Below are 21,071 nucleotides of genomic sequence, written 5' to 3' on the forward strand. Positions count from 1 at the left end.
TCAAAAAAATTATATTTTACACATTGGAAACAATGTGATAATATAACGACAAGTAAATAATACATCCTGCGGTGTGCGTAACTTATTTATGTCTAAAACCGATGTTAGTTTTACGGAAGCTCAATATTTAGTGACCATTATCAAGCCTTCCTTGTGGAGGAAGATATACGGTAACTGTGAGGGCATCCACCTGCGAGTAGCGGGTTTTTGGACATTTACGAGAGACGGCACTTGCGGGGGTCTTATTTCAACTAATAGTATATAAAATTCCTACGGTGTACGTAGCTTGTGTATGTCTTAAACCAATAAGTATAATGCGGAAGTTCAATATTTAAATGTAGATAGCAGGCCATCTTTTTAAGAAGGAAGTTACAAACATTTGTGAGAACATCCACCTGTGAAAGCAGGTTTATGGACATCTATAGATAACGGCATATGTGGGACTATATAAAAAACCTTACGTTTTATACGTAAGGTTTTTTTGTTGAATAAATATACTCATGTTATCTAGATTTACCTGTAAAGTTCCCATAATAAATATAGCACTTGCGGTCTTCATCAATTTCTCTTGAATCGAGGGTGAATTCCAAATGTATTCCATCCCGTTGAATATATATAATATCTGAATGGAGAGAGGGTAAGATATCCTCGTAATTCCAAATATCTTTACTTTCTATCATAATTGAGCAGGTTTCCTTTAGTTCTCTAATTTCAAAACCTATGTGCGAATATGTAGGATCTGAAGGGTCGTTGGAAAAAACTTCTTTTTGTATATATAACACTGCTGTCCCGTCTGGATCTACTGAAGTTGCAGTAACGATATATGTATTTCCATCTTTTATAAAATATTCACAAGTCATGCGCGCGACAATTTCAGAATTAGAAATATTTGCGTAGTTCCATAAAGCTGGATACCCGTTTGTTTCATCATTGAGCCGATATTCCAATCGCATTTTATCCCTCTTCTTCCTTTTTCTTCTACTTTATCATGACATCTTATATAATAGAAATATAATTTAAAAAGGGGAGTGCAAAGGTGACAAAAACGAAATGGCTAGTAGGTGGTGTCCTAACATCTTTAATGACGGGCACTTTATTTGGCTGCGCGCAAGATATTCCCCCCGAACCGAATGATAATAGTTGTTCTGATTGGGATTGGGATGATGAGCTTGGTGTTTGGCAGTGTGATGATAGTAGTTCAGGTTATCGTGGACATTACTTTTATGGTGGTACATACTATCAAAATAAATCCACCTTCAAAAATTCATCAGAGTTTAAAACTTATCAATCTTCGGCCGAATTTAAAGGTGGAATTGGAAGCGGTTCAAAAGGTGGATTTGGAGGTTAAAATATGTCGCAATACATAAAGGAAAGAAAAGAATTTTATTCGAATTATCCTCATTTCTGGTCGGACTTATATGAATGTGAGTATAGTTTGTTTCATGTTTTCCCGATAACAGAGCAAACAATGAAACAATTACAAGTAGCAACTGAACGAATGGGAAAAATATTTTTTAAGACTGCTAGAATTCTTCGGAATTTATCTAATGAACAGCTTCTTGAACTCGGTTTTCCAACTGCAAGCTTGCCTTTTATTAGACTGAAAGGGATGTATCCTGAATCTGTTATTTCACGATTTGATTTTGCTTTAACAGAGGATAATCGTATTAAAATGCTTGAGTTTAATAGTGATACTCCAACTTTTATTGTGGAATGCTTTCAAATGAATGGAAAAGTTTGTGAAGAACTTGACTATGATGATCCAAATGCAAATCAAGAGCGCTTACTTTCTTCTGGTATTACAAAAGCCGTAATGGAGTTTACAAAAGGAATGGAAGAGCCAAATGTTGTTTTCACAGCTCATCCTGAACATATAGAAGATTGGAATACGACTATGTATTTGAGTGGGCTATGTCATGTTGAAAATAAAGTGATGCCAATGACAGAACTTAGAATTACAGATGATGCTTTAGTAGATAGAGATGGTTTACCAATTGATGTTTTGTATCGCCAAACATATCCAATTGAAGACTTGATTGAAGATCAAGATCCCGAAACGGGGGATTTGGTGGGAGTAGAACTTTTGCAACTTGTAAAAGAAGGAAAGCTTTTTATTATAAATCCTTTGTCGGCCTTTTTACTTCAGCCGAAATCAATTCAATGTCTTATTTGGGGATTAGCAGAAGAAGGTGCTTTTTACACAAGTGAGGAACAAAAGTGGATTAAAGAATATATGCTTCCTACATATTTAGAGCCAGATTTATTTTTGGGGAAAAGTCCTTTCGTTCAAAAACCTTCGTTCGGTAGGGAAGGTGACACGATTACGATTCGTGATAAGGATACAAATATTATGATTCGAAATGCACATGAAACGTATAAATCGTCACTGCCTATATTTCAGAAATATACAGAGCTTCCAGTTGTATTTTTGGAAACTGAAAAAGGAATTGAGAAGCTGTCGTACGTGTTTGGGGCTTTTTTAATTGCTGGAAAAGCGAGCAGCATCGGTATACGTGCCGGAGAAAAAATTACGGGAAATGAATCGTATTATTTACCGGTAGGTATTAAGAAGGAGGAAAATAAATGATTAATTTTTTACTATATTTAGCAGTATCACTTGTACTTTTATGTATCGGTCTTTTTCTTATGGAAGTGACAACGAAAGTTAAGGAATTTAAGTTAATGGCTCAAGGGAATAAAGCGGTAAGCTATGTACTTGGAGGAAGACTACTTGGTCTTGCTATCGTTTTATATTCAACGGCTGCTAATTCTATTTCAATTCTTGATATGGTTTCATGGGGAGCTGTTGGGATCTTAGCTCAAATTATTGTCTTTTATTTAGCGGAATGGCTTACACCACGTTTTAATATTAATAAAAGTCTTGAAGAAGATAATCAAGCAGTTGGTCTTTTCCTTATGTTTTTATCACTTTCCATCGGAATTGTAATTGCTGGTTGTGTAACGTATTAAAACCCTTACATTTTAACGTAAGGGTTTTATTTTTCATTTGCTAATTTTTTGCAATATGTGTTCAATTAATTTATGTAGCCGAACGCTGAGCAGGATGCGTATTAGTGTACTAAACTCGAGATAGTTATTGTAATAAGGAAAAGTTTCCATACAAAGTGTTGACATCTATTTTAAATAAGAGTAACATTTTCTATGTAATTATAATAAGTCTCTGTTAGGTGAGGCTCCTGTATAGAGAAATGCTACTGCCCAAAAATGTCGAGAGACGCCAATGGGTCAACAGGAATGATCGAATTAAGGTTTTTCTTAACGTAGCTGGTAATGAACCTATGCTATACAGTGCTAAAACTCGGCGAGGGAGAGGTCCATAGATTTCTAATTTTATTATATTAGGAATCGCTTATTTGTGTATGCAATGACCTTTGCTCTCTTATGAGTAAGGGTCTTTTTTGTTAGCAAGCTATGAGTAATTTCATAGTATAGATTATAACTAAAAAATTAAAGAGGAGGTGAGGAGCATGTCAAATTCTGACTCGGTTCCGTTACCCATATACTTCAAATCAAAAATATATGATGTAGGCAGGAAACGACTTGTTCCTCCCTCTATATTTATCATAATGTAGCGTTTATTCGAGTATTTAAGCGCTAGACACTTTCACAGTAAAGTGGATAAATTGAGAAACAAAGCGTTTCTTCCTATGTTGTAAAGGAGGAGACGATAATATGTTATATGTAAATAAAAGTGTGGGTAACACTTCGTATAAATTAAGTAAAAAAGCAATGAAAGAACAAACAATGCTTCAAAAAAATAAAGATTTATTAATTGAAATTGCAACAAGAGATGTAAAATCTGTATTTGCGTATTTTAAAACAACAAGAGACGGACTATCTATGAAAGAGGCACAAAAGCGTATTCAAGTATACGGCCGAAATGAATTAACTTCAAAAAGAGCACGTATTGCGGAAGTAATGATGAAGCTAAGTGGAATGATCCCAGGTCTTTCAAAACAACATATGGGTGATGAATTACAATGTGAAACAGTTACTGTTTCTAGAGTAGCTGGCTGTAGCGTAACAGGGCTAAACAGTGAACTAAAAATGATGAAATTACCAGTACAAGAGCTTGTACCTGGAGATATGATTTTTCTTGCAGAGGGCGATACAGTGCCGGCAGATGTACGTATTATTTATGCAAATGATTTATTAGTAAATGAATCTATGCTGACAGGAAATAATGCTAGTATTGAGAAATTTGAAAGTTGCTATCATCTTGAACGTAAACGATTTATTCCATTAAAACGGATGAAAGACTATAATCCACTTGAACTTGAAAATGTATGTTTCAAAGGTACGTATATTGTTGACGGAAATGCAAAGGCTGTAGTTGTTTCGACAGGTAAAAATACGTATTCAGGAATACTTCATACTTGCTGCGGTAGAATGTCTTAATGTGTTAATGATGCTAAATATACAAAAACAATGTATAATAGACAAAGTTGAACAAAAACGTAGAATGGTAATCTATATATAACCTTACGTGATAACGTGAGGTTATTATTTTTTGTTAGTAGGAGAGGAATTATGAAAAAAGTATTATTAGTTGATGGTATGGCACTATTATTTCGTGCTTTTTACGCAACAAGTGTATATGGACAATTTATGAAACGACAAGATGGTACCCCGACGAATGGGATTCATGGTTATATGAAGCATTTATTAACAGCAATACAAGCAATCGAACCAACGCACATTGTAACGTGCTGGGATATGGGAAGTACGACATTTAGAACGGAATCTTTCTCGAATTATAAAGCAAATCGTGCAGCACCGCCGGAAGAATTAATTCCGCAATTTGATTTAGTGCAAGAAATGACTGCGAAATTATCTATGCCTGTAATCGGTATGAAAGGTTATGAAGCGGATGATTGTATCGGTACGCTTGCAAAACAATATTGCAATGAAGCGGAAGTTTATATTTTGACAGGTGATACAGATTTACTTCAACTTGTTGATACGAATGTTACAGTTATGCTTCTTCGTAAAGGAATTGGAAATTACGAGTATTACACACCGGAAAAAATCATGGAAGAGAAAGGTGTAGAACCTTGGCAAATTGTTCATGCGAAAGCTTTCATGGGAGATACAAGTGATAATTATCCGGGTGTAAAAGGTATTGGTGAAAAAACAGCGTATAAGCTGATTCAAGAATACGGGACAGTATCGGCAGTGCTAGAAAATATAGCATCATTAACGAAAGCGCAGCGCACAAAAATTGAAAGTGATTTAGAGAATTTAAATATCTCTTTACAATTAGCGCAAATTCATTGTGAAGTTCCAATTTCATGCTTATTAGAAGAAGGGTTACACACAATGGACGAAGAAAAACTACGCTTTGTTTGTAACGAAATGAATTGGGGAAGACCTGAAATATTAATTAATATGCTTTAAAGAGTATGGAAAGGTTGATCAAATATATTTTTGATTAACCTTTCTTTTTTTTGTTCACAAAGTTGTCAGAAAATAAACGGAATTTTCATATGAAGTTCAAATGGAATTCACAACAATCAATTATTATAAGGACACACAGATAAATCCTTATCCCGCATTAACGGGAGATAGGACTTCTATCTCAGTATTATAGCTGAATAGAGAGTGATGATGGAAGAGTAACTCCCTGTAAAAGCCCGATTGATGTAGGCTAATAATTAGTGAGGGTAAATCCTCTCATTGATTAAAGTTTCAAGTTATCTTTTATGTAAACCATCCCCCAAGGAGGAAAATAAACATGCGAAAAAAAGTGAGAAAATCCTTTAAACAATTATTAATAGAAAATAAACAATCCCTACTAACTAATAAAGAGAATATGAAAGAAATTGAAGAACGGATTGAGAAACGACATGTAGCATATAGTGCTGCTAGTAATTGATAATTTTGTTTATGAAAAAAGCTTGTAGTTTGGATATTATCCGAACTACAAGCTTTTTCTTTTTTGATTAACGCCACCAAATCCAAGTCCAAAAGTAATTTCGTATATTTCGAGGAGTAATGCGTATGAAACGTTCACCGTCAAAGAAACAATTTAAATTTGGAAGTGTTTCATCTGGATTTTCTAGAATGAAGGTGACGATGTTTTCGTTACTTGTAATGGTTACTGTGATTGGTGGATCGGTAGGAGAGACTTGAAGTTGTAAAGAAACGTTTGCCGTGTTTTTAAATTCATTATTAATAGGTGGACTTATCACTTGTACTGTGAATAACACGATAATTGTTTCGTTAGGTTCCAAATTAGTAGCGACTAGGAAACCGATATTCGGATTCGCTAGTGGAGAGCGTTCCCCATTAATGAAGACCGTACCGTTCATAAATTGTAAACCTGCTGGAATGGTGTCTTGTAATGAAATATTTGAAAGTGAAATCTCGGAAGTATTCGTAATACGCACTGTATAATCAAAATATTGGTTTAAATAAGCAGAGCTGACGGAAGCATTTTTTATCACTGCTGCCGTTATAAATTGAACTGGTATACGAACAATATTCGAATTGACAATGAAAATAATAATTGGATCCTGTGGTGTCAATTGGAAAGCAGCTGTAACTGTTGCGGAATTGATAATTGTACTGTTTGAAGGGATAGAAGTTACGAGAACTTTAAATGTTATAGTTGCTACTCCATCTGCCGATAAGGAACCAATGTTAATACCAGTGTCTGGTCGAATATTTGGAACCGGAGTACCGTTAATTGTTACACTGTTTTCTATAAATGTTGTACCAGCTGGAATCATATCTAAAACGGAAGTACTTACTGTAGGAATTGGGGAATGATTAAATACGTCTAGTGTGAATGTAATAATATCCCCTATAACGACAGAAGATTTGTCAGCGTTTTTCTCAATGCGCACCATTGGATCAACGATCGTTGTTGTAACGGTATTTGTTTGCTTTGTAATTGTAATAGGTGGTTCATTCGGATCAATGGTAACAGTATAGGAAACAGAAGCGTCGTTATTGATAGCAGTTTGAAGAGTCGAAGAAGATATTGTTACTTGGAACGTAATGACAACAGGTTCATTAGGAGCAAGGTTTCCTAATGGAATACCATTTTCAGGATTCGCATTAGGCTGATTGATCCCGTTAATCGTAACACTGCCAGTAATGAAAATTGTATCTACTGGTACGGTGTCTATGGCAAGAAGGTCTTCAATCGTTACATTACCGCTATTAGTAATTGTAATTGTATACGTTAAAGTTTGACTAGGTAATGCATTCGTGGCATTAACAGATTTTATGGCAACGACATTATCATTTTGGACAGTTGTTGTGACAGTATTTGTTGTAGTCGTATTTGTAACAGGTAAGTTATTTGGATTGACTATATAGTTAAAAGTAGTAATTGCTTTGTTGTTGAGTTCATTTGGTGTTGGAATAGAAGTTACAGTTACTTGGAATGAAGCGATGGCATCTCCACCTACAATTATAGTACCAATTGGTATGCCGCTTACTGGATTAACTCCCGGAACAGTTTCTCCGTTTACAATGACACTATTTTCTATAAACGTAGTACCTTGAGGAATAATATCTTGAATGACTACATCATCTGCTGAAACATTACCAGTTTGATTTAGTGTAATCGTATACGTTAACGTATCACCGACCGTTGCAAATGCAAGGTCAACAGTTTTATTGCTATTTAAATTCGCGTGATGAATTTCTGTTACGGCAGCTGATGAAATAATAGTTTCGGTAATAGGTGGCCTATCTGGTACCGTGTATTCATATTCAATTGTACTCGTGTTAGAGATTGGATTTGTTTGCGGAATGGAAGTAACCCGGACTTGGAATAGAATAGTTGCTGTCGTATTAGGCGGAATGTTATCAATTGGTATACCGCTAAGTGGATTGTCATTTGGCCGAGCGTTGCCATTCACAATAACACTATTCTCTATAAAGCTCGTATTTGCTGGAATGATATCAGTAACGATAATGTTTTCTACTTGTATATTCCCATTGTTTGTGATGGAAATTGTGTAAGGGATGATAGTTTGTAGGTCAGCGTATTGGATAGGCGTTGTTTTTGTTGCAATTACATTAGCAGAAATAACTTCAGTGAAGGTAATATTACTAGTCGATATTTGTTCTTCACCATTAATTGTATAACGAGAAGTGGATTGATTTTGAATACGACCGCTAGCTGGAAGAGCTAACACAGTAACGGAAAACGTGACTGGGATAGAAATGTTAGGAGCAATCGTTCCTACAAGTATACCGGCACTTGGATTGGCGTTAAGCTGAGGAATATTATTTACTAAAACGCTACCGTTTATAAAGGTTGTTCCATCAGGAATATTGTCTGTAAATACAACCGCAGTAGCATCCGTATTCCCTGTATTCGTTAAAGTTGTTGTATAAGTTAAAATGTCACCAATCGTTACAGAAGTCAAATCAACAGTTTTCAGTGAAACGATATCAGCGTCATTAATTTGAACGAAAGTAGTATTGGAAGTAGTAGATTTTTGAATTGGTGCAAAGTCAGGATTGAAAATAAAATCGTAGACGATGTTTGCAGTATTAGGTGTTGGATTTACAGCAGGTAAATTCGTAACGGAAACTTGGAATGTTATTGTTGTCGATTGACCTGACGCGATATTAGGAATGGAAAAGCCGATATTCGGATCTGCTGCAGGAATTATAGTATTGTTAACTATTACACTTCCAGGAATAAATACTGTTCCATCCTCGATAGTATCTGTAAAAAAAATGGAGTTAGTTGTAGTCGATCCGTTATTTTGGATTAATACTGTATATTCAATGGTTTCATCAATGTTAGCTAATACTTTATTAGCGGATTTTGTAGCGATAAGAATAGCATCAATAAATTGTATATTTGTAGTATTGGAAGAGGTCGTTTCTGAAATTGGTGGTGAGCTTGGATCCGGTTGATATTCATAGTGAATGACAGCGATATTATTAATATTATTTTGAGAAGGTATAGAGACTACATTTACTTGGAACGTAACAATAATCGTATTATTTGGAAGGATAATATCAAGGGTGATTCCAGTAATTGGATTTTCGTTAGGTCTTGGTATGCCATCTACAAGGATGCTATTTGGAACGAATGTGGTGCCAGCTGCAATTGCGTCAATTAGGAGAGTATTTGTAATAGGTACTGTACCAGCGTTTGTAACGGCGACTGTATATGTGATGATTTGACCGATGCGTGTAATGGATCTATTGGCGGATTTAATTGCACTAACATTTGCCGTCCGCACTGCCGTGTTTACTGCATTTGATAACGATCTACGCTGAATAATCGGAGAGCTAGGGTCAATTTGGTATTCGTACGAAGTGTCTGAAATATTAATGACTGTATTGCCGGACGGTATATTTGTAAGTTGTACTTGGAATGAAATAGTGACTGTTTCATTTGGTTGTATCGTGCTGAGAGTTACTCCGTTTTCAGGATTCGCGCCAGGCTGAATCACATTATTTATTGATAAGCTATCTTCAATGAATATAGTACCTTCTGGAATGTTATCAATAAACACGGTATTGTTAGCTGGAATGGTTCCTATATTTTGTAGTGTATTTGTGTAGGTAATAATTTGCCCAATTGATACGAAAGTTACATCCGCGCTTTTAACAGAAATAATATTTGCATTTTGAAGTGATGTTGTAACAATGTTAGAATTTGCAGAGCGATTCACCGGTGGAGCTGTAGGAATACTTACATATTGGTAATTTACAGAAGATTGATTTACAATTTCGGTTTCAGTAGGTGGATTGTTTGTTTGCACTTGAAATAGTATTGTTTTGGAACTGTTTGCTGCAATCGTTCCAATTGGTATTCCGTTTTCTGGATTTACACCTGGTTGCAGGACACCGTTAATTGTGACACTATCGGGAACGAATGTAGTCCCAGCTGGAATAGAATCTGTAAAAATAATATTTATTGCGTCAACATTGCCGATATTTTTCACTTCAGAAATATAAAGTATAGTTCCGCCAATATCTACAGTTATTGGATTGGACGTTTTTGTAATTGTCAATTGTGCTTGCACAAAATTTGTAATGACAATATTACTTGTAGATGTTTCAGTAATAGGCGGCTGGCTTGGATCTGGTTGAATTGTATATGTTGTATTGGATTGATTTGTAATCGATTCTTGCGAGAATGGATCGTTAATAAGAATTTGGAACGAAATAAGGTGAGTAGCGTTTGCTACTAGGTTAGGCAAAGCAACCCCTACATTTGGATTTGCACCAAGTATAGCTGTTCCATTAAGTGTAAAACTATTTTCTACGAATGTAGTCCCTTCTGGAATAGTATCTGAAAATATGAGATTAGTAGCTGGAATATTTCCGGTATTTTCTAGTGTTATCGTATAAGTCAAAATATCACCTGTTGTTGCTTGTTGTGCATTGACTGCTTTTAAAGAAAGAACATTCGCATCCGAAATTTGTGTGAAAGCTGGATTAGACGTAATTGTTCGAGAGATGATAGGAGAGGTTGGATCGGCGATAAAAGTATAGTCAATACGGGCTATATTAGAAATTGGATTCACGCTTGGAATGGATTGAACGATAACTTGGAATGTGACGGTGACAATTTCTGACGGCGCAACGGAGTTTAATGGTATTCCTACGTTTGGATCGGCACCTGGAACTGAAACTCCATTAATGGTCACGCTATTCGGAATAAATGCAGTTCCTTCTGGGACCAAATCTGTTAAAGTAACTGTATTTGCAGTTGTATTGCCGTTATTTTGAACGACTACTGTGTAAGTGATTGTACCTTCGGTAGATTGTACGAGAGAATCTGTATTTTTAATTACGGATAACGATGCATCAACGACAGCTGTATTAACCGTGTTAGATGAGGATGTTGCTGTAACTGGAGGTTGACTTGGATCGACAATATACGTGTAACTTGTAATGGCTTGATTTATAATCGCCCCTTGCGGTGGAATAGAACTTGCAAGAAATTGGAACGTAATAGTAGCAGAATCACCTGGTGCGATAATACCAACTGGAATACCGAGAGTTGGACTGGCATCTGGAAGTGAAATCCCGTTTAGCGTAACACTATTTGGAACGAATAATGCTCCTTCAGGAACACCGTTAATGAGTAATACAGAATTTGCAGGGAAGTTTCCAGTATTCGTTAATGTTGCTGTATACGTAATTACATCTCCGATAGATACAATTGAACGATTTGCTTCTAAAACAGTTGTAACAGTAGCGTTATTAATTTGTGTTGAAGCGCTATTAGAATTTATTGTGCTTGTAACAGGAGGAGCTGCCGGATCAACAATGAATGAGTATTGAATAGATGCAACGTTTGTAATTGGGTTTGAAGGTGGAGTAGTTGTAACTATGACTTGGAACGTAACAGCTAATGAACTGTCTGCGTTAACGGTTCCGATATTAACTCCATTATTTGGATTTGCCCCTGGAATGGTACTTCCATTTACAGTAAAACTATTTTCAAAAAAAGTCGTTCCAGCTGGAATAATGTCTGAGAAATTTAAATTTGTAGCGTTTGTATTGCCGATATTTTGAATCAAAACTGTATAAGTGATCGTGTCTCCGATATTTGCAAAGGCTGTATTAGCAGTTTTTACGGCCGAAAGTATTGCTGAATTAATAGAAGTAACGAAGACGTTCGTCTCCACATTGCCAGGCTGAGCTTGTAATGAATTGCCTACGTTATATTGGAAGTTAACAAATCCTAAGTTTTGGAGTTCAGGTGTGAACGTTGTTGGATTGCTTACGATTTGCACTTGGAACATAATTGTTACGATTTGATTTGGAGTTATTGTATTTATGCCAACACCGTCAATGATAGAAGCGGATGGTAATGAAGTGCCATCAACAATGACTGATCCTGCAACAAATTGTGTCCATGTCGGTATAGGGTCTGAGAAAACAACGTTGTTAGCAGAGATATTTCCTGTATTCGTAATAGTGGTTGTATACGTAATCGTATCACCGATCGTTGCAAAAGCTTTATCTCCTATTTTAATAGTGTTTAAAATTGCACTTTCAATTTTTGTTGTAACGCTATTAGAAGTAATATTTTTTGAAACAGGTGGATTAGCCGGATTAACGATATGCTGGAAGCTAACGCTAGCTTGATTGGTAATTGGATTTATAGGCGGAATTTCATCGGCACTAATATGAAATGTTACGATGACAGACTGGTTTGGCGCGATATCACCAATTGGAACGCCTGTAATTAGGTCTACATTTGGGATGGTAGTTCCGTTAAGTGTAAAACTATTCGGTTCAAAGGAAGTTCCGTCTGGAATTAGGTCGGTAAAAATAACACTCGTCGCACTAACATTTCCGCTATTTGTAATCGTAACTGAGTAGACAATATCTTGCCCAATATCTACTGTTTCCACATTTGAATTTTTTTGTGCAGTAAGGATAGCGCTATTAACTTGTGTTGTCGTTGTATTAGATTGATTAGAGGTTGAAATGAACGGCTGATCTGGATCAACAATATAACGGTAAGTGGTAAGAGCCGAATTAGAAATAGGATTGTTGATTGGGAGGGTTGAAACGATGGCTTGGAATGTGACGATTGATGTGTTTCCACCATTAATTGAACCGATATTTACACCAGTAGATAAATCAGCGTTTGGAATGGTTTGCCCATTAACTGTGAAACTGTTTGGAACGAAACTTAAATTGCTATCAAGTATATCGATAACGGTAACATCAGTAGCAGCCACATTCCCGGTATTAGGAAGGTTAAGTGTAAATGTTATTGTATTACCAACATCCGCAAAAGTAAGATTTGCTGTTTTGGTGCTAATAATATTTGCGTTGTTTATTTGAAGAAGTGTAGTGTTGGAGCTAGCTGTATTCGATACCGGCGGATTACCTGGATCAACAGTAAACTCATATGTCGTTGATGCTGTATTCGGTGCTGGATTAATAGGTGGAATGCTGTTCACTGTAACTTGAAAGACGATACTATATATTTCATTTGGTGGAAGTGCTGCAAGTAATACACCTGTATTTGGATCCGCATTAGGTTGTAAAATGCCATCGACAGTTAATGTGTTAGGAACAAATGTGAGTCCACTTGGTAATACATCTGTGAATACAATATTAGTTGCATCCGTATTGCCTACATTGGCAATAGAAGTAGTGTAAAAAGCAGTTTGCCCGACATCTGCAAAGGATAGACTTTCATTTTTCGTCATAGATAATATAGCTTCTCTAATTTGTGTTGAAACAGGATTACTAATTGAAGTTTCTGCATCAGGCGGTGAGACTAATTGATACGATGTTGATGAGAAATTTACAATTGGGTTTTCGGTTGGTAATGACGCCACGTTTACTTGGAATGAAACAGTTACTGTAGACCCAGCTGTTATAGGCCCAATATTTACACCGTTCGATGGGTCCGCACCACTTTGAGAAACCCCGTTAATAGAAAATGAGTTTGCAATAAATGTAGTTCCGCTCGGCATTGTATCTGAGAAAATAACATTTTGTGCGGATGAGTTTCCATTGTTTGTTAAAGTAACAGTATAGGTGAGTGTGTCTCCAATACGACTAAAGGATTTATCGACTTGTTTTAATGAAAGAATGGTAGCTGTGTTAATTGTAGTGAACACTGTGTTTGAAGTAACATTCCTTGAAACAATAGGGGCATTAGGGTCAGCGATAAATGTGTAAGAAGCACTAGCCGAATTGGCAATAGGATTTTGAACAGGAGTAGAAGTAGCGGTAACTTGAAATGCTATTGATATTGAGTTGTTAGGAGCGATTGCTCCAATCGTTATACCTGTATTAGGATTAAGACCAATTTGCGTGATGCCATCTATTGTAACGCTATCAGTAATAAACGTTGTACCATCTGGTATAAGGTCAGTGAAAGTAATATTAGTTGCGTTTGTATTACCACTATTCGTTAAAATTGTCGTATAGGTAATGGTATCACCTAGCGTTACAAGTGTTTGATCGACTGATTTAATTATCGTAATCATAGCATCTAATACAGGGTTTGTAACAATATTCGTTGAAGTAGAAGTAGAAGTAGTAGCTCCGTTTGGATCAACAGTATAAGAATATAAAATTGTATCGTTACCCATAATCGAGCTTGAAGGGGGAACAGAAATAACATTTACTTGGAAAGTAACGGTTACTGTTTCACCGGGTGCGATATTTGGTAAATTTACTCCAAGTGCTGGTTGCGCACCAGGTTGCTGAACTCCATTTACTGTAACTGAATTTGGTATGAATGTAGTGCTAGCTGGAATAGCGCTTGTGAATGTTATATTCGTTGCTGCTGTATTCCCTGTATTTGTAATAGTAGTGGTATACGTAATCGTATCTCCAACAGACACTATAGATTTATCAGCACTTTTTGTTGTAGTTAATATTGCACTATTTATTGTCGTAGTAACGGTATTAGATGAAACGGTTTGTGTTATAGCGGGTTGACTTGGATCAACAATATGCTGAAATTGTATAGAACTAGAATTAGAAATTGGATTTATACTTGGAATGTTTGTAACAAGTACGTTGAGAGTAATAATGGCCGTTCCACCTGGATTTATATTTTCAATCTGTATCCCGCTAGCTGGATTTCCAATTTGCTGTGTACCAGAATCGCTTGTAAGAGTCCCGGAAATAAATGTCGTTCCATCAGGCAAAATATCCGTGAAAATTATATTTTGTGAAGTGACATTTCCAGGGTTATTTAATGTAATTGTATAAGAAATTGTATCGCCGATCGTTGCGAAATTTTTATCCGCGGATTTAACCGCTACAATTTCCCCGGAATTTATTTGTGTCGAAACAGAATTGGATGTTGTACTTCGTGAAACGAGTGGTAAATTAGGTCCTGTCATAAATTGGTAATTAATAGAAGCACCGTTTACAACCGGTGAGTTTGGTCCCCCAGGCCCAATTGTGAAAATTGGATTTGGAATACTAACTACTTGCACGCGGAAGGTGACGTTTATAAAATCTCCTGCAATAATATCTCCAATTGGTATCCCATTCGCTGGATTTACTCCAGGTAATAAAACCCCACCTACTCGAACGCTATCTTCTATAAATACTGTATTATTTGGAATCGGATCTGTAAAAATGATATTAGTAGCAGTCGTGTTCCCTATATTGTCTAATAAAACAGTATACGTTAAAAATGAATTTCCAGGTGCTACGTCAGAAAAGATACGATCCACACTTTTCGTTGCTTGAATGATTGCTTCATTTATTTGAACTAAGACCGGATTACTAGTAGCCGTTTCTGTAACAGGCGGCTCGGTAGGGTCAACAATGATAGAGTATGTTGTACTAGATTGGTTCATCGTAGGGTTTGAAGCTGGTATTGAACCGACAATGGCTTGGAAACTAATGGTTGTCGTTCCTCCAACTGGAATTGGGTCTAAAGGAATCCCGCTATCTGGCCTAAATCCAAGTTGTGGGATGGTATTAATTTGTACGCTATCAGGCACGAATGAAAGTTCAGGTGGTAATATATCTATAAAAACAGGTGTGTTTGCAGTTGTATTTCCACTATTGGTAAGGGTTGTTGTATACGTAATTGTATCTCCAACAGCAGCAAATGCACTACTCGCAGTTTTTGTTGCGATAACGGAAGCAGTATTTACTTGTGTAAAAGTTTTATTGGATTTAACTGTTCGTGAAACAGGTGGTTCATTAATATCTACAATAAAACTATATTGAACCGATGATTTATTAGGGATTGGATTAGGATTTGGAATCGTTGTAATGTTTACTTGAAAGCTGAGTATAACTGATGCATTTGAATTTATGTTACCGATATTGATACCATTTTGTGGATTTGCATTAGGAATAGTTGTTCCATTTACTGTAAAACTATTTGGAATAAACGTTGTACCATCTGGAATTAAATCTGTAAAAATAACATTGTTTGCGGTAGTGTTACCGGAATTAGTAATGGTAGAAGTGAAAGTAAGTGTATCTCCAATAGTAGCGAATGTTGAATTGACAGTTTTATTTATAGATAGAGTAGCATCAATGATTGGAGTAACTGTTGTGTTTGTAATTGTACTACCAACAGCAGGTGATTGGTTTGGATTCACTGTATATTCATAATTTACAAGGGCGTTATTTGTTAATGTGCCACTAGGCGGTATCGCTAAAATTTGTGCTTGAAAAGAAATAAATACAGTATTACCTGGTGGAATATCTGCTAAGTGAATACCAAGTGATGGATCTAATCCTGGTTGTGGAACATTATTTATAGTTACGGAGTTTTGGATAAATGAAGCTCCTGCGCCAAGCCCATCCGTTAAAACATTTGCACTAGCAGGGATATTTCCAGTGTTTGTAACTGCAATCGTATAGGTAACGATATCTCCAATTGCAGCTGTCGGTGTATTCACTGATTTAGTAGCGACGATCGTAGCATTATTAATTTGAGTTGTTATTACGTTACTTACCGTATTGGCAGATGCTGGAGGTAAGTTAGGATTTACAATATATTGATACGTTGTATTACTTTGGTTCGGGATTGGATTTGGACTAGGGATGGAATTTACTTTTATTTGAAATGAGATTGTAGTATTTGCATTCGGATTGATTGGATCAATTGCAATTCCATTTGCTGGATTTACATTAGGGAGTGTATTCCCATTTACTGTTACACTATTAGGAATAAACGATGTCCCGTTTGGAATTACATCTGTAAATATTACATTTGATGCAAGTGTGTTCCCACTATTCGTTAAAGTAGTCGTGTACGTAATAATATCATTTACGTTAGCAAACTGTTTATCTGCAGATTTTGTAGCGGCAATTGAGGCGTTATTAATAGTTGTCTGTACCGTGTTAGAAGCCACCATCTGCATTACAGCTGGTTTGGATGGATCGTACGTATATTGGAATGTTGTGCCTGATTGATTCGTAATCGGATTTACAGCAGGGATAGTTGGTACAAGAACCTGGAATGCAACGGTTCGTGATGAATTCGCTCCTATCGTACCGATAAAAATACCGTTAGCAGGATTTGCATTTGCTATAGGGACATTGTTAATCGTTACAGTATTAGGAATGAACAGGGTACCCGCTGGAATGATATCTGTAAACGTTACATTAGAAGCAGGGATATTCCCGTTATTTGTTAAAATAGTCGCATATAATATGACATCACCAACATCAGCGAAATTTGTGCTCGTTAGTTTTGTAGCAACAATATTAGCAGTATTAATTTGTGTAGTTACTATATTACTAGTAGCGTTTTTCACAACAACAGGTAAATTTGGATCAGCGATAAAGTTATATTGAAGTGAAGCGCTATTTTGAATTGGATTTGGTGAAGGTAGCCCATTTGCACTTATTTGAAAAACAATCGTTGTAAAACCACCTGCAGGAATGGAGCCGACTTGAAGGCCGGTACTTGGGTCTGCACCTAGCTGTAAAGTGCCACCTATAAAAATACTATTTGGTACGATAGTGGTGCCGGGAGGGATTATATCGGTAACAACAACATTGTTTGCTGTAGTATTGCCAAGGTTAGCTAAGGAAATTGTATACGTGATTGGTTGCCCGACATCGGCAATAGTTAAATCTACCTCTTTGACAATAACTACATTTGCTAAATTAATTTGTGTACTTACAGTATTACTTAAAGATGTTTCTATAATTGGTGGATCACCTGGATTTAGAACGAAACTATACTGTGTACTCGATGAATTAGTTGTTGGATTTTGGGCTGGTAAAGCAGTGACAGTTACTTGATAAGAAACGGTAATTAATCCGCTAGCAGGAATAGAAGGTAACAGGACACCGATATTTGGATCTGCATTGTTTTGCAAAACGCCATTAATAAGAAAAGTATTTGGAATAAAGGTAGTACCATCTGGATTTATATCTATGAAAGTAGGATTATCAGCAGAAACGCTTCCTGCATTCGTTAAAATAACGGTATAAGTTAATATATCTCCAACAGTAGCGAACTCTCGATCCACTGATTTTGCCGAAATTACATTTGCATCATTAACTTGGATAAATGTAGTGTTTGTAGTTGTGTTTGTACTTACAGGAGAAGCGTTTGGATCAACGATAAAGTTATAGGAGATGGAAGCGCTATTCAAAATAGGATTAGGATTTGGAATACTAGTTATTAATATTTGGAATGAAGCTGTAATTGTAGTATTAGCATTGATGCTACCAATATTGATGCTAGCTGGTGTTGCGCCCGGCTGAGTAACACCGTTAACTATAACACTGTTCGGTACAAAGGAAGTGCCATTCGCAATGGAATCGGATAGTAATACATTGTTCGCTGTAACATTTCCATCGTTTGTAAGAGCAAAGGTGTAAGTTAATACATCACCAACTTCCGCAAACGTTTGACTTACAGATTTATTAGCATGAAGATTTGCTAGTCTAATTGTTGATGTAACAGAATTAGAATTTGCTGTTTTTGAAGTTGGTGGCAGGCTTGGATTTACAGTGTAAATATAAGAGGAGAAAGCGTTATTAATGATAGGGTTTTGTGCAGTAATGTTAATGACTGTTACTTGGAAGGATAAGGTGAAAGTAGCTCCACCAGGAATTGTGCCGATAGGTAAAGCAACGAGAGAATCTACATTTTGCAAAACGCCGTTGAGCGTTACAGAACCTAATGTTAATATCGTTCCGTTTGGAAGTGGATCTGTTAGTTGAACGTTATTAGCGGGCGTATTTCCACTGTTTGTAATAAGGATTGTATAACTTATCGTTTCGCCAATTGTGGCAAATTGTTTATTTGTAGATTTTGTTAATGTTAAATTCGCATTGTTAATTTGAGTAGAAACGAGATTAGAAGAAATGTTTTTCGTAACGGGCGATTGGCTAGGGTTGACGGTGTACTGATAAGAAGCGCTTGATCCGTTAGATACGACATTTGACGCGGGTATTGTATTAACTACTACTTGAAATGAAACGTTTTTGGTTGTGCCAGTTGCGATGGATCCTATATTCACACCGTTAGCCGGATTTGCTCCAACTTGTGTCGTACCATCTATTGTTAAACTGTTTAGGACAAAAGTTGTTCCTGTAGGAATGACATCTGTAAAAATAACATTGTTCGCATTCGTATTACCTGTTCCTGTAAAGGCAACAGTGTAAGTAAGTGTATCGCCAATATCTGCATAGTTTTTATCTACTGCTTTTGTCATTGTTACAGTAGCATTATTCACTTGCGTGGAGACAATATTCGTCGTGTCAGTCCCGCTTACTGCCGGCTGGTTTGGTACAGGAATGTATTGATATGTTGTTGTACCACTATTTAATATTGGATTTGTTTGTGGGATAGAAGGAACGAATACTTGAAAGGAAATAGTAGTAGTAGAATTTGCAGCAATAGATCCGATTGATATACCATTAGCGGGATTTGCTCCCCCTTGAGTAACTCCGTTAACAGTTACACTCCCTGGAATGAAAGTGGTCCCGCTAGGAATCGGATCTGTATATATAACATTCGTTGCAGCGATATTTCCTATATTAGCTAAGGCAATACTGTAAGTTAATGTTTCACCAATATCGGTAAAAAGTTTGTTAACTGATTTTGTGCCATTAATATCTGCGAGGTTAATTTGTGTTCCTGCAGAGTTACTTGTTGCAAGACCGTTAAAAGTCGTTCCTCCGGCAATCGGTGTATATTGAAATGTAATATTCGCAGTGTTAGAGATAGGATTTTGACTTGGAAGAGAAACGACAGTCGCTTGGAAAGCTACTGTACGAGAAGAGCCATTATTAATTGTCCCCAGAGATATACCGGCGACCGGATTTGCATTTGTTTGTGGTACGTTATCTATCGTTACGCTTCCAGGTATAAAGGAAGTACCGTTTGGGAGAACATCTGTAAAAGTAACGTTATTTGCAGGAAGAAGCCCGGTGTTAGGAACAGTAACTGTATAGGTTAGAATATCTCCAATTGTAGCGACACTTTTATTCACGCTTTTAGTTGCTTGTATATTAGGTGAGTTTATATTGATTTGTAAACCGACTGTATTTAACATATATGCATCCCCGTTAGTAGTTAAACGAATTGAGGCAGATACTTGGGAATTTGTTAAATAAGGAGAAATATCAATGGAAGTAATGTCCCATCCTTGTCTTCCAGCGGAGATATTTGTACTTGTAGAGGCACTCTGGTTTCGCGTTCCAAATGTACCAGTTGTATCTAAGTTCCCTGCAGCATTATTAATTTGAGAACCGAAGAAATTATTAACAGCATTATTTGGCCCAGATAATGCATTTAATGAACTGAAATTTGGTCCAAATAAAGCTTGATCCCCAGTTAAATCAGCATCCCCTTCAGTAGAACTTAAAAATAATCTCCCGCTTACAGGTCCCCCAGCAGGTGTTAAAAACCCTGAGACAGATACATCTGCACTACCGGTTTCTACAGAAACACGGTTACCAGCTACGTAAATTGTTAAATTTCTTGCGGGTAAGGAACCGTTTTGATAAGCGACAATAAGCGTCCATCCTGCAGAATTAATGGCTCCATTAGAAGCGTCTAAAGGATCTACAAGTCCAGGAACAGAACCTGTTGTATAAGATCCAGATCCAGCAGCTTGAACGAGTGATGTTACATCCGCTGATCGTGTATAAAATCCAAATGTGACAGATCCAGAAACGAATGTTTGATTTGAAGCTGTAACAGCCGAAGGGGTAATTGAGTATGTTGACACAGGTGTTGTAAAAGAAACTGGGTTTCCTAATACACTCGTAATGTTTTGATCCCGAGATAAATAGTTTCCACCCCAAACGAGTTCTGCGTAAAGAATAGTACTACCAGCAGGGATATTCAAAATAGCGGTAGAACTATTTTGTGTATAGCTTAACGTTGTACCTGCAGGAAAAGTAGTTACTTGTAAAGCGGTATTCGTAGTTACGAATGCACCAATTGCCCCGATTGTACCAGCACGGTTTAGATTGCTAATTTTACTTAATCCTAGTGTATTTCCTGTAATAGCGAGTGCGCCGTTAGTGGTGGTAGAAAATCGATTCGTAATGGGCATGTTGTCACCTCATTTACAATATAGTCTTGGTCAAAATAGGATATGTGTGTAAGTGATAAAGGGAAACATGTACAA

General features: G+C 36.6%; 8 protein-coding genes, 2 other RNA genes and 1 riboswitch. Of the genes, 8 read left to right on the forward strand and 2 right to left on the reverse strand.

The window, feature by feature from the left end:
* Positions 1-60 precede the first annotated feature (60 nt).
* Both ssrS (MKY90_RS08020) and ssrS (MKY90_RS08025) read left to right on the forward strand, forming a co-directional pair.
* A non-coding RNA gene (ssrS, locus tag MKY90_RS08020) (6S RNA) lies at positions 61-243 on the forward strand.
* Between the two features lie 21 nt (positions 244-264).
* A non-coding RNA gene (ssrS, locus tag MKY90_RS08025) (6S RNA) lies at positions 265-448 on the forward strand.
* A 55-nt stretch (positions 449-503) separates the two neighbouring features.
* Here the strand turns inward: ssrS (MKY90_RS08025) and MKY90_RS08030 are convergent.
* Positions 504-953 (reverse strand): hypothetical protein, encoded by a 450-nt coding sequence (locus MKY90_RS08030; protein ID WP_002030848.1) that lies wholly within the window; start codon positions 951-953, stop codon positions 504-506.
* Positions 954-1,036: 83 nt separating this feature from the next.
* Between MKY90_RS08030 and MKY90_RS08035 the strand changes: the two genes are divergently transcribed.
* The 6 genes from MKY90_RS08035 to MKY90_RS08060 all read left to right on the forward strand — a co-directional run bounded on the left by MKY90_RS08035 (position 1,037) and on the right by MKY90_RS08060 (position 5,896).
* Entirely contained in the window at positions 1,037-1,348 is a 312-nt protein-coding gene (locus MKY90_RS08035; RefSeq protein WP_002126505.1) for a hypothetical protein, read from the forward strand.
* A 3-nt stretch (positions 1,349-1,351) separates the two neighbouring features.
* Complete coding sequence (locus MKY90_RS08040) at positions 1,352-2,587, forward strand: glutathionylspermidine synthase family protein (RefSeq protein ID WP_341090983.1); 1,236 nt, start codon at positions 1,352-1,354, stop codon at positions 2,585-2,587.
* Positions 2,584-2,970, forward strand: coding sequence for a DUF350 domain-containing protein (locus tag MKY90_RS08045; protein ID WP_002086561.1), 387 nt, complete (start codon positions 2,584-2,586; stop codon positions 2,968-2,970). Before MKY90_RS08040 ends, MKY90_RS08045 begins: the two co-directional genes overlap by 4 nt.
* Positions 2,971-3,173: 203 nt before the next feature.
* Positions 3,174-3,339: riboswitch (M-box (ykoK) riboswitch) on the forward strand.
* 354 nt (positions 3,340-3,693) lie between these two features.
* Entirely contained in the window at positions 3,694-4,419 is a 726-nt protein-coding gene (locus tag MKY90_RS08050) for a P-type ATPase (RefSeq protein ID WP_341090986.1), read from the forward strand.
* A gap of 132 nt (positions 4,420-4,551) precedes the next feature.
* Positions 4,552-5,418: a 5'-3' exonuclease gene (locus tag MKY90_RS08055; RefSeq protein ID WP_002126510.1), complete on the forward strand. Its 867-nt coding sequence runs from the start codon at positions 4,552-4,554 to the stop codon at positions 5,416-5,418.
* 337 nt (positions 5,419-5,755) lie between these two features.
* A complete protein-coding gene (locus tag MKY90_RS08060) occupies positions 5,756-5,896 on the forward strand; it encodes an FbpB family small basic protein (RefSeq protein WP_001228051.1) in 141 nt (46 codons plus the stop codon).
* Between the two features lie 67 nt (positions 5,897-5,963).
* Here MKY90_RS08060 and MKY90_RS08065 read toward each other — a convergent pair whose 3' ends face one another.
* Entirely contained in the window at positions 5,964-20,996 is a 15,033-nt protein-coding gene (locus MKY90_RS08065; protein ID WP_341090989.1) for a DUF11 domain-containing protein, read from the reverse strand.
* Positions 20,997-21,071: the final 75 nt, after the last annotated feature.

The sequence above is a fragment of the Bacillus sp. FSL P2-0099 genome, assembly GCF_038007445.1.
Taxonomy (GTDB): Bacteria; Bacillota; Bacilli; order Bacillales; family Bacillaceae_G; genus Bacillus_A; species Bacillus_A mycoides.

Coding starts and splice junctions, on each gene's coding strand:
- MKY90_RS08030 (WP_002030848.1), bottom strand. CDS start 953: ATGCGATTGGAATATCGGCTCAATGATGAAACAAACGGGTATCCAGCT.
- MKY90_RS08040 (WP_341090983.1), top strand. CDS start 1,352: ATGTCGCAATACATAAAGGAAAGAAAAGAATTTTATTCGAATTATCCT.
- MKY90_RS08045 (WP_002086561.1), top strand. CDS start 2,584: ATGATTAATTTTTTACTATATTTAGCAGTATCACTTGTACTTTTATGT.
- MKY90_RS08050 (WP_341090986.1), top strand. CDS start 3,694: ATGTTATATGTAAATAAAAGTGTGGGTAACACTTCGTATAAATTAAGT.
- MKY90_RS08055 (WP_002126510.1), top strand. CDS start 4,552: ATGAAAAAAGTATTATTAGTTGATGGTATGGCACTATTATTTCGTGCT.
- MKY90_RS08060 (WP_001228051.1), top strand. CDS start 5,756: ATGCGAAAAAAAGTGAGAAAATCCTTTAAACAATTATTAATAGAAAAT.
- MKY90_RS08065 (WP_341090989.1), bottom strand. CDS start 20,996: ATGCCCATTACGAATCGATTTTCTACCACCACTAACGGCGCACTCGCT.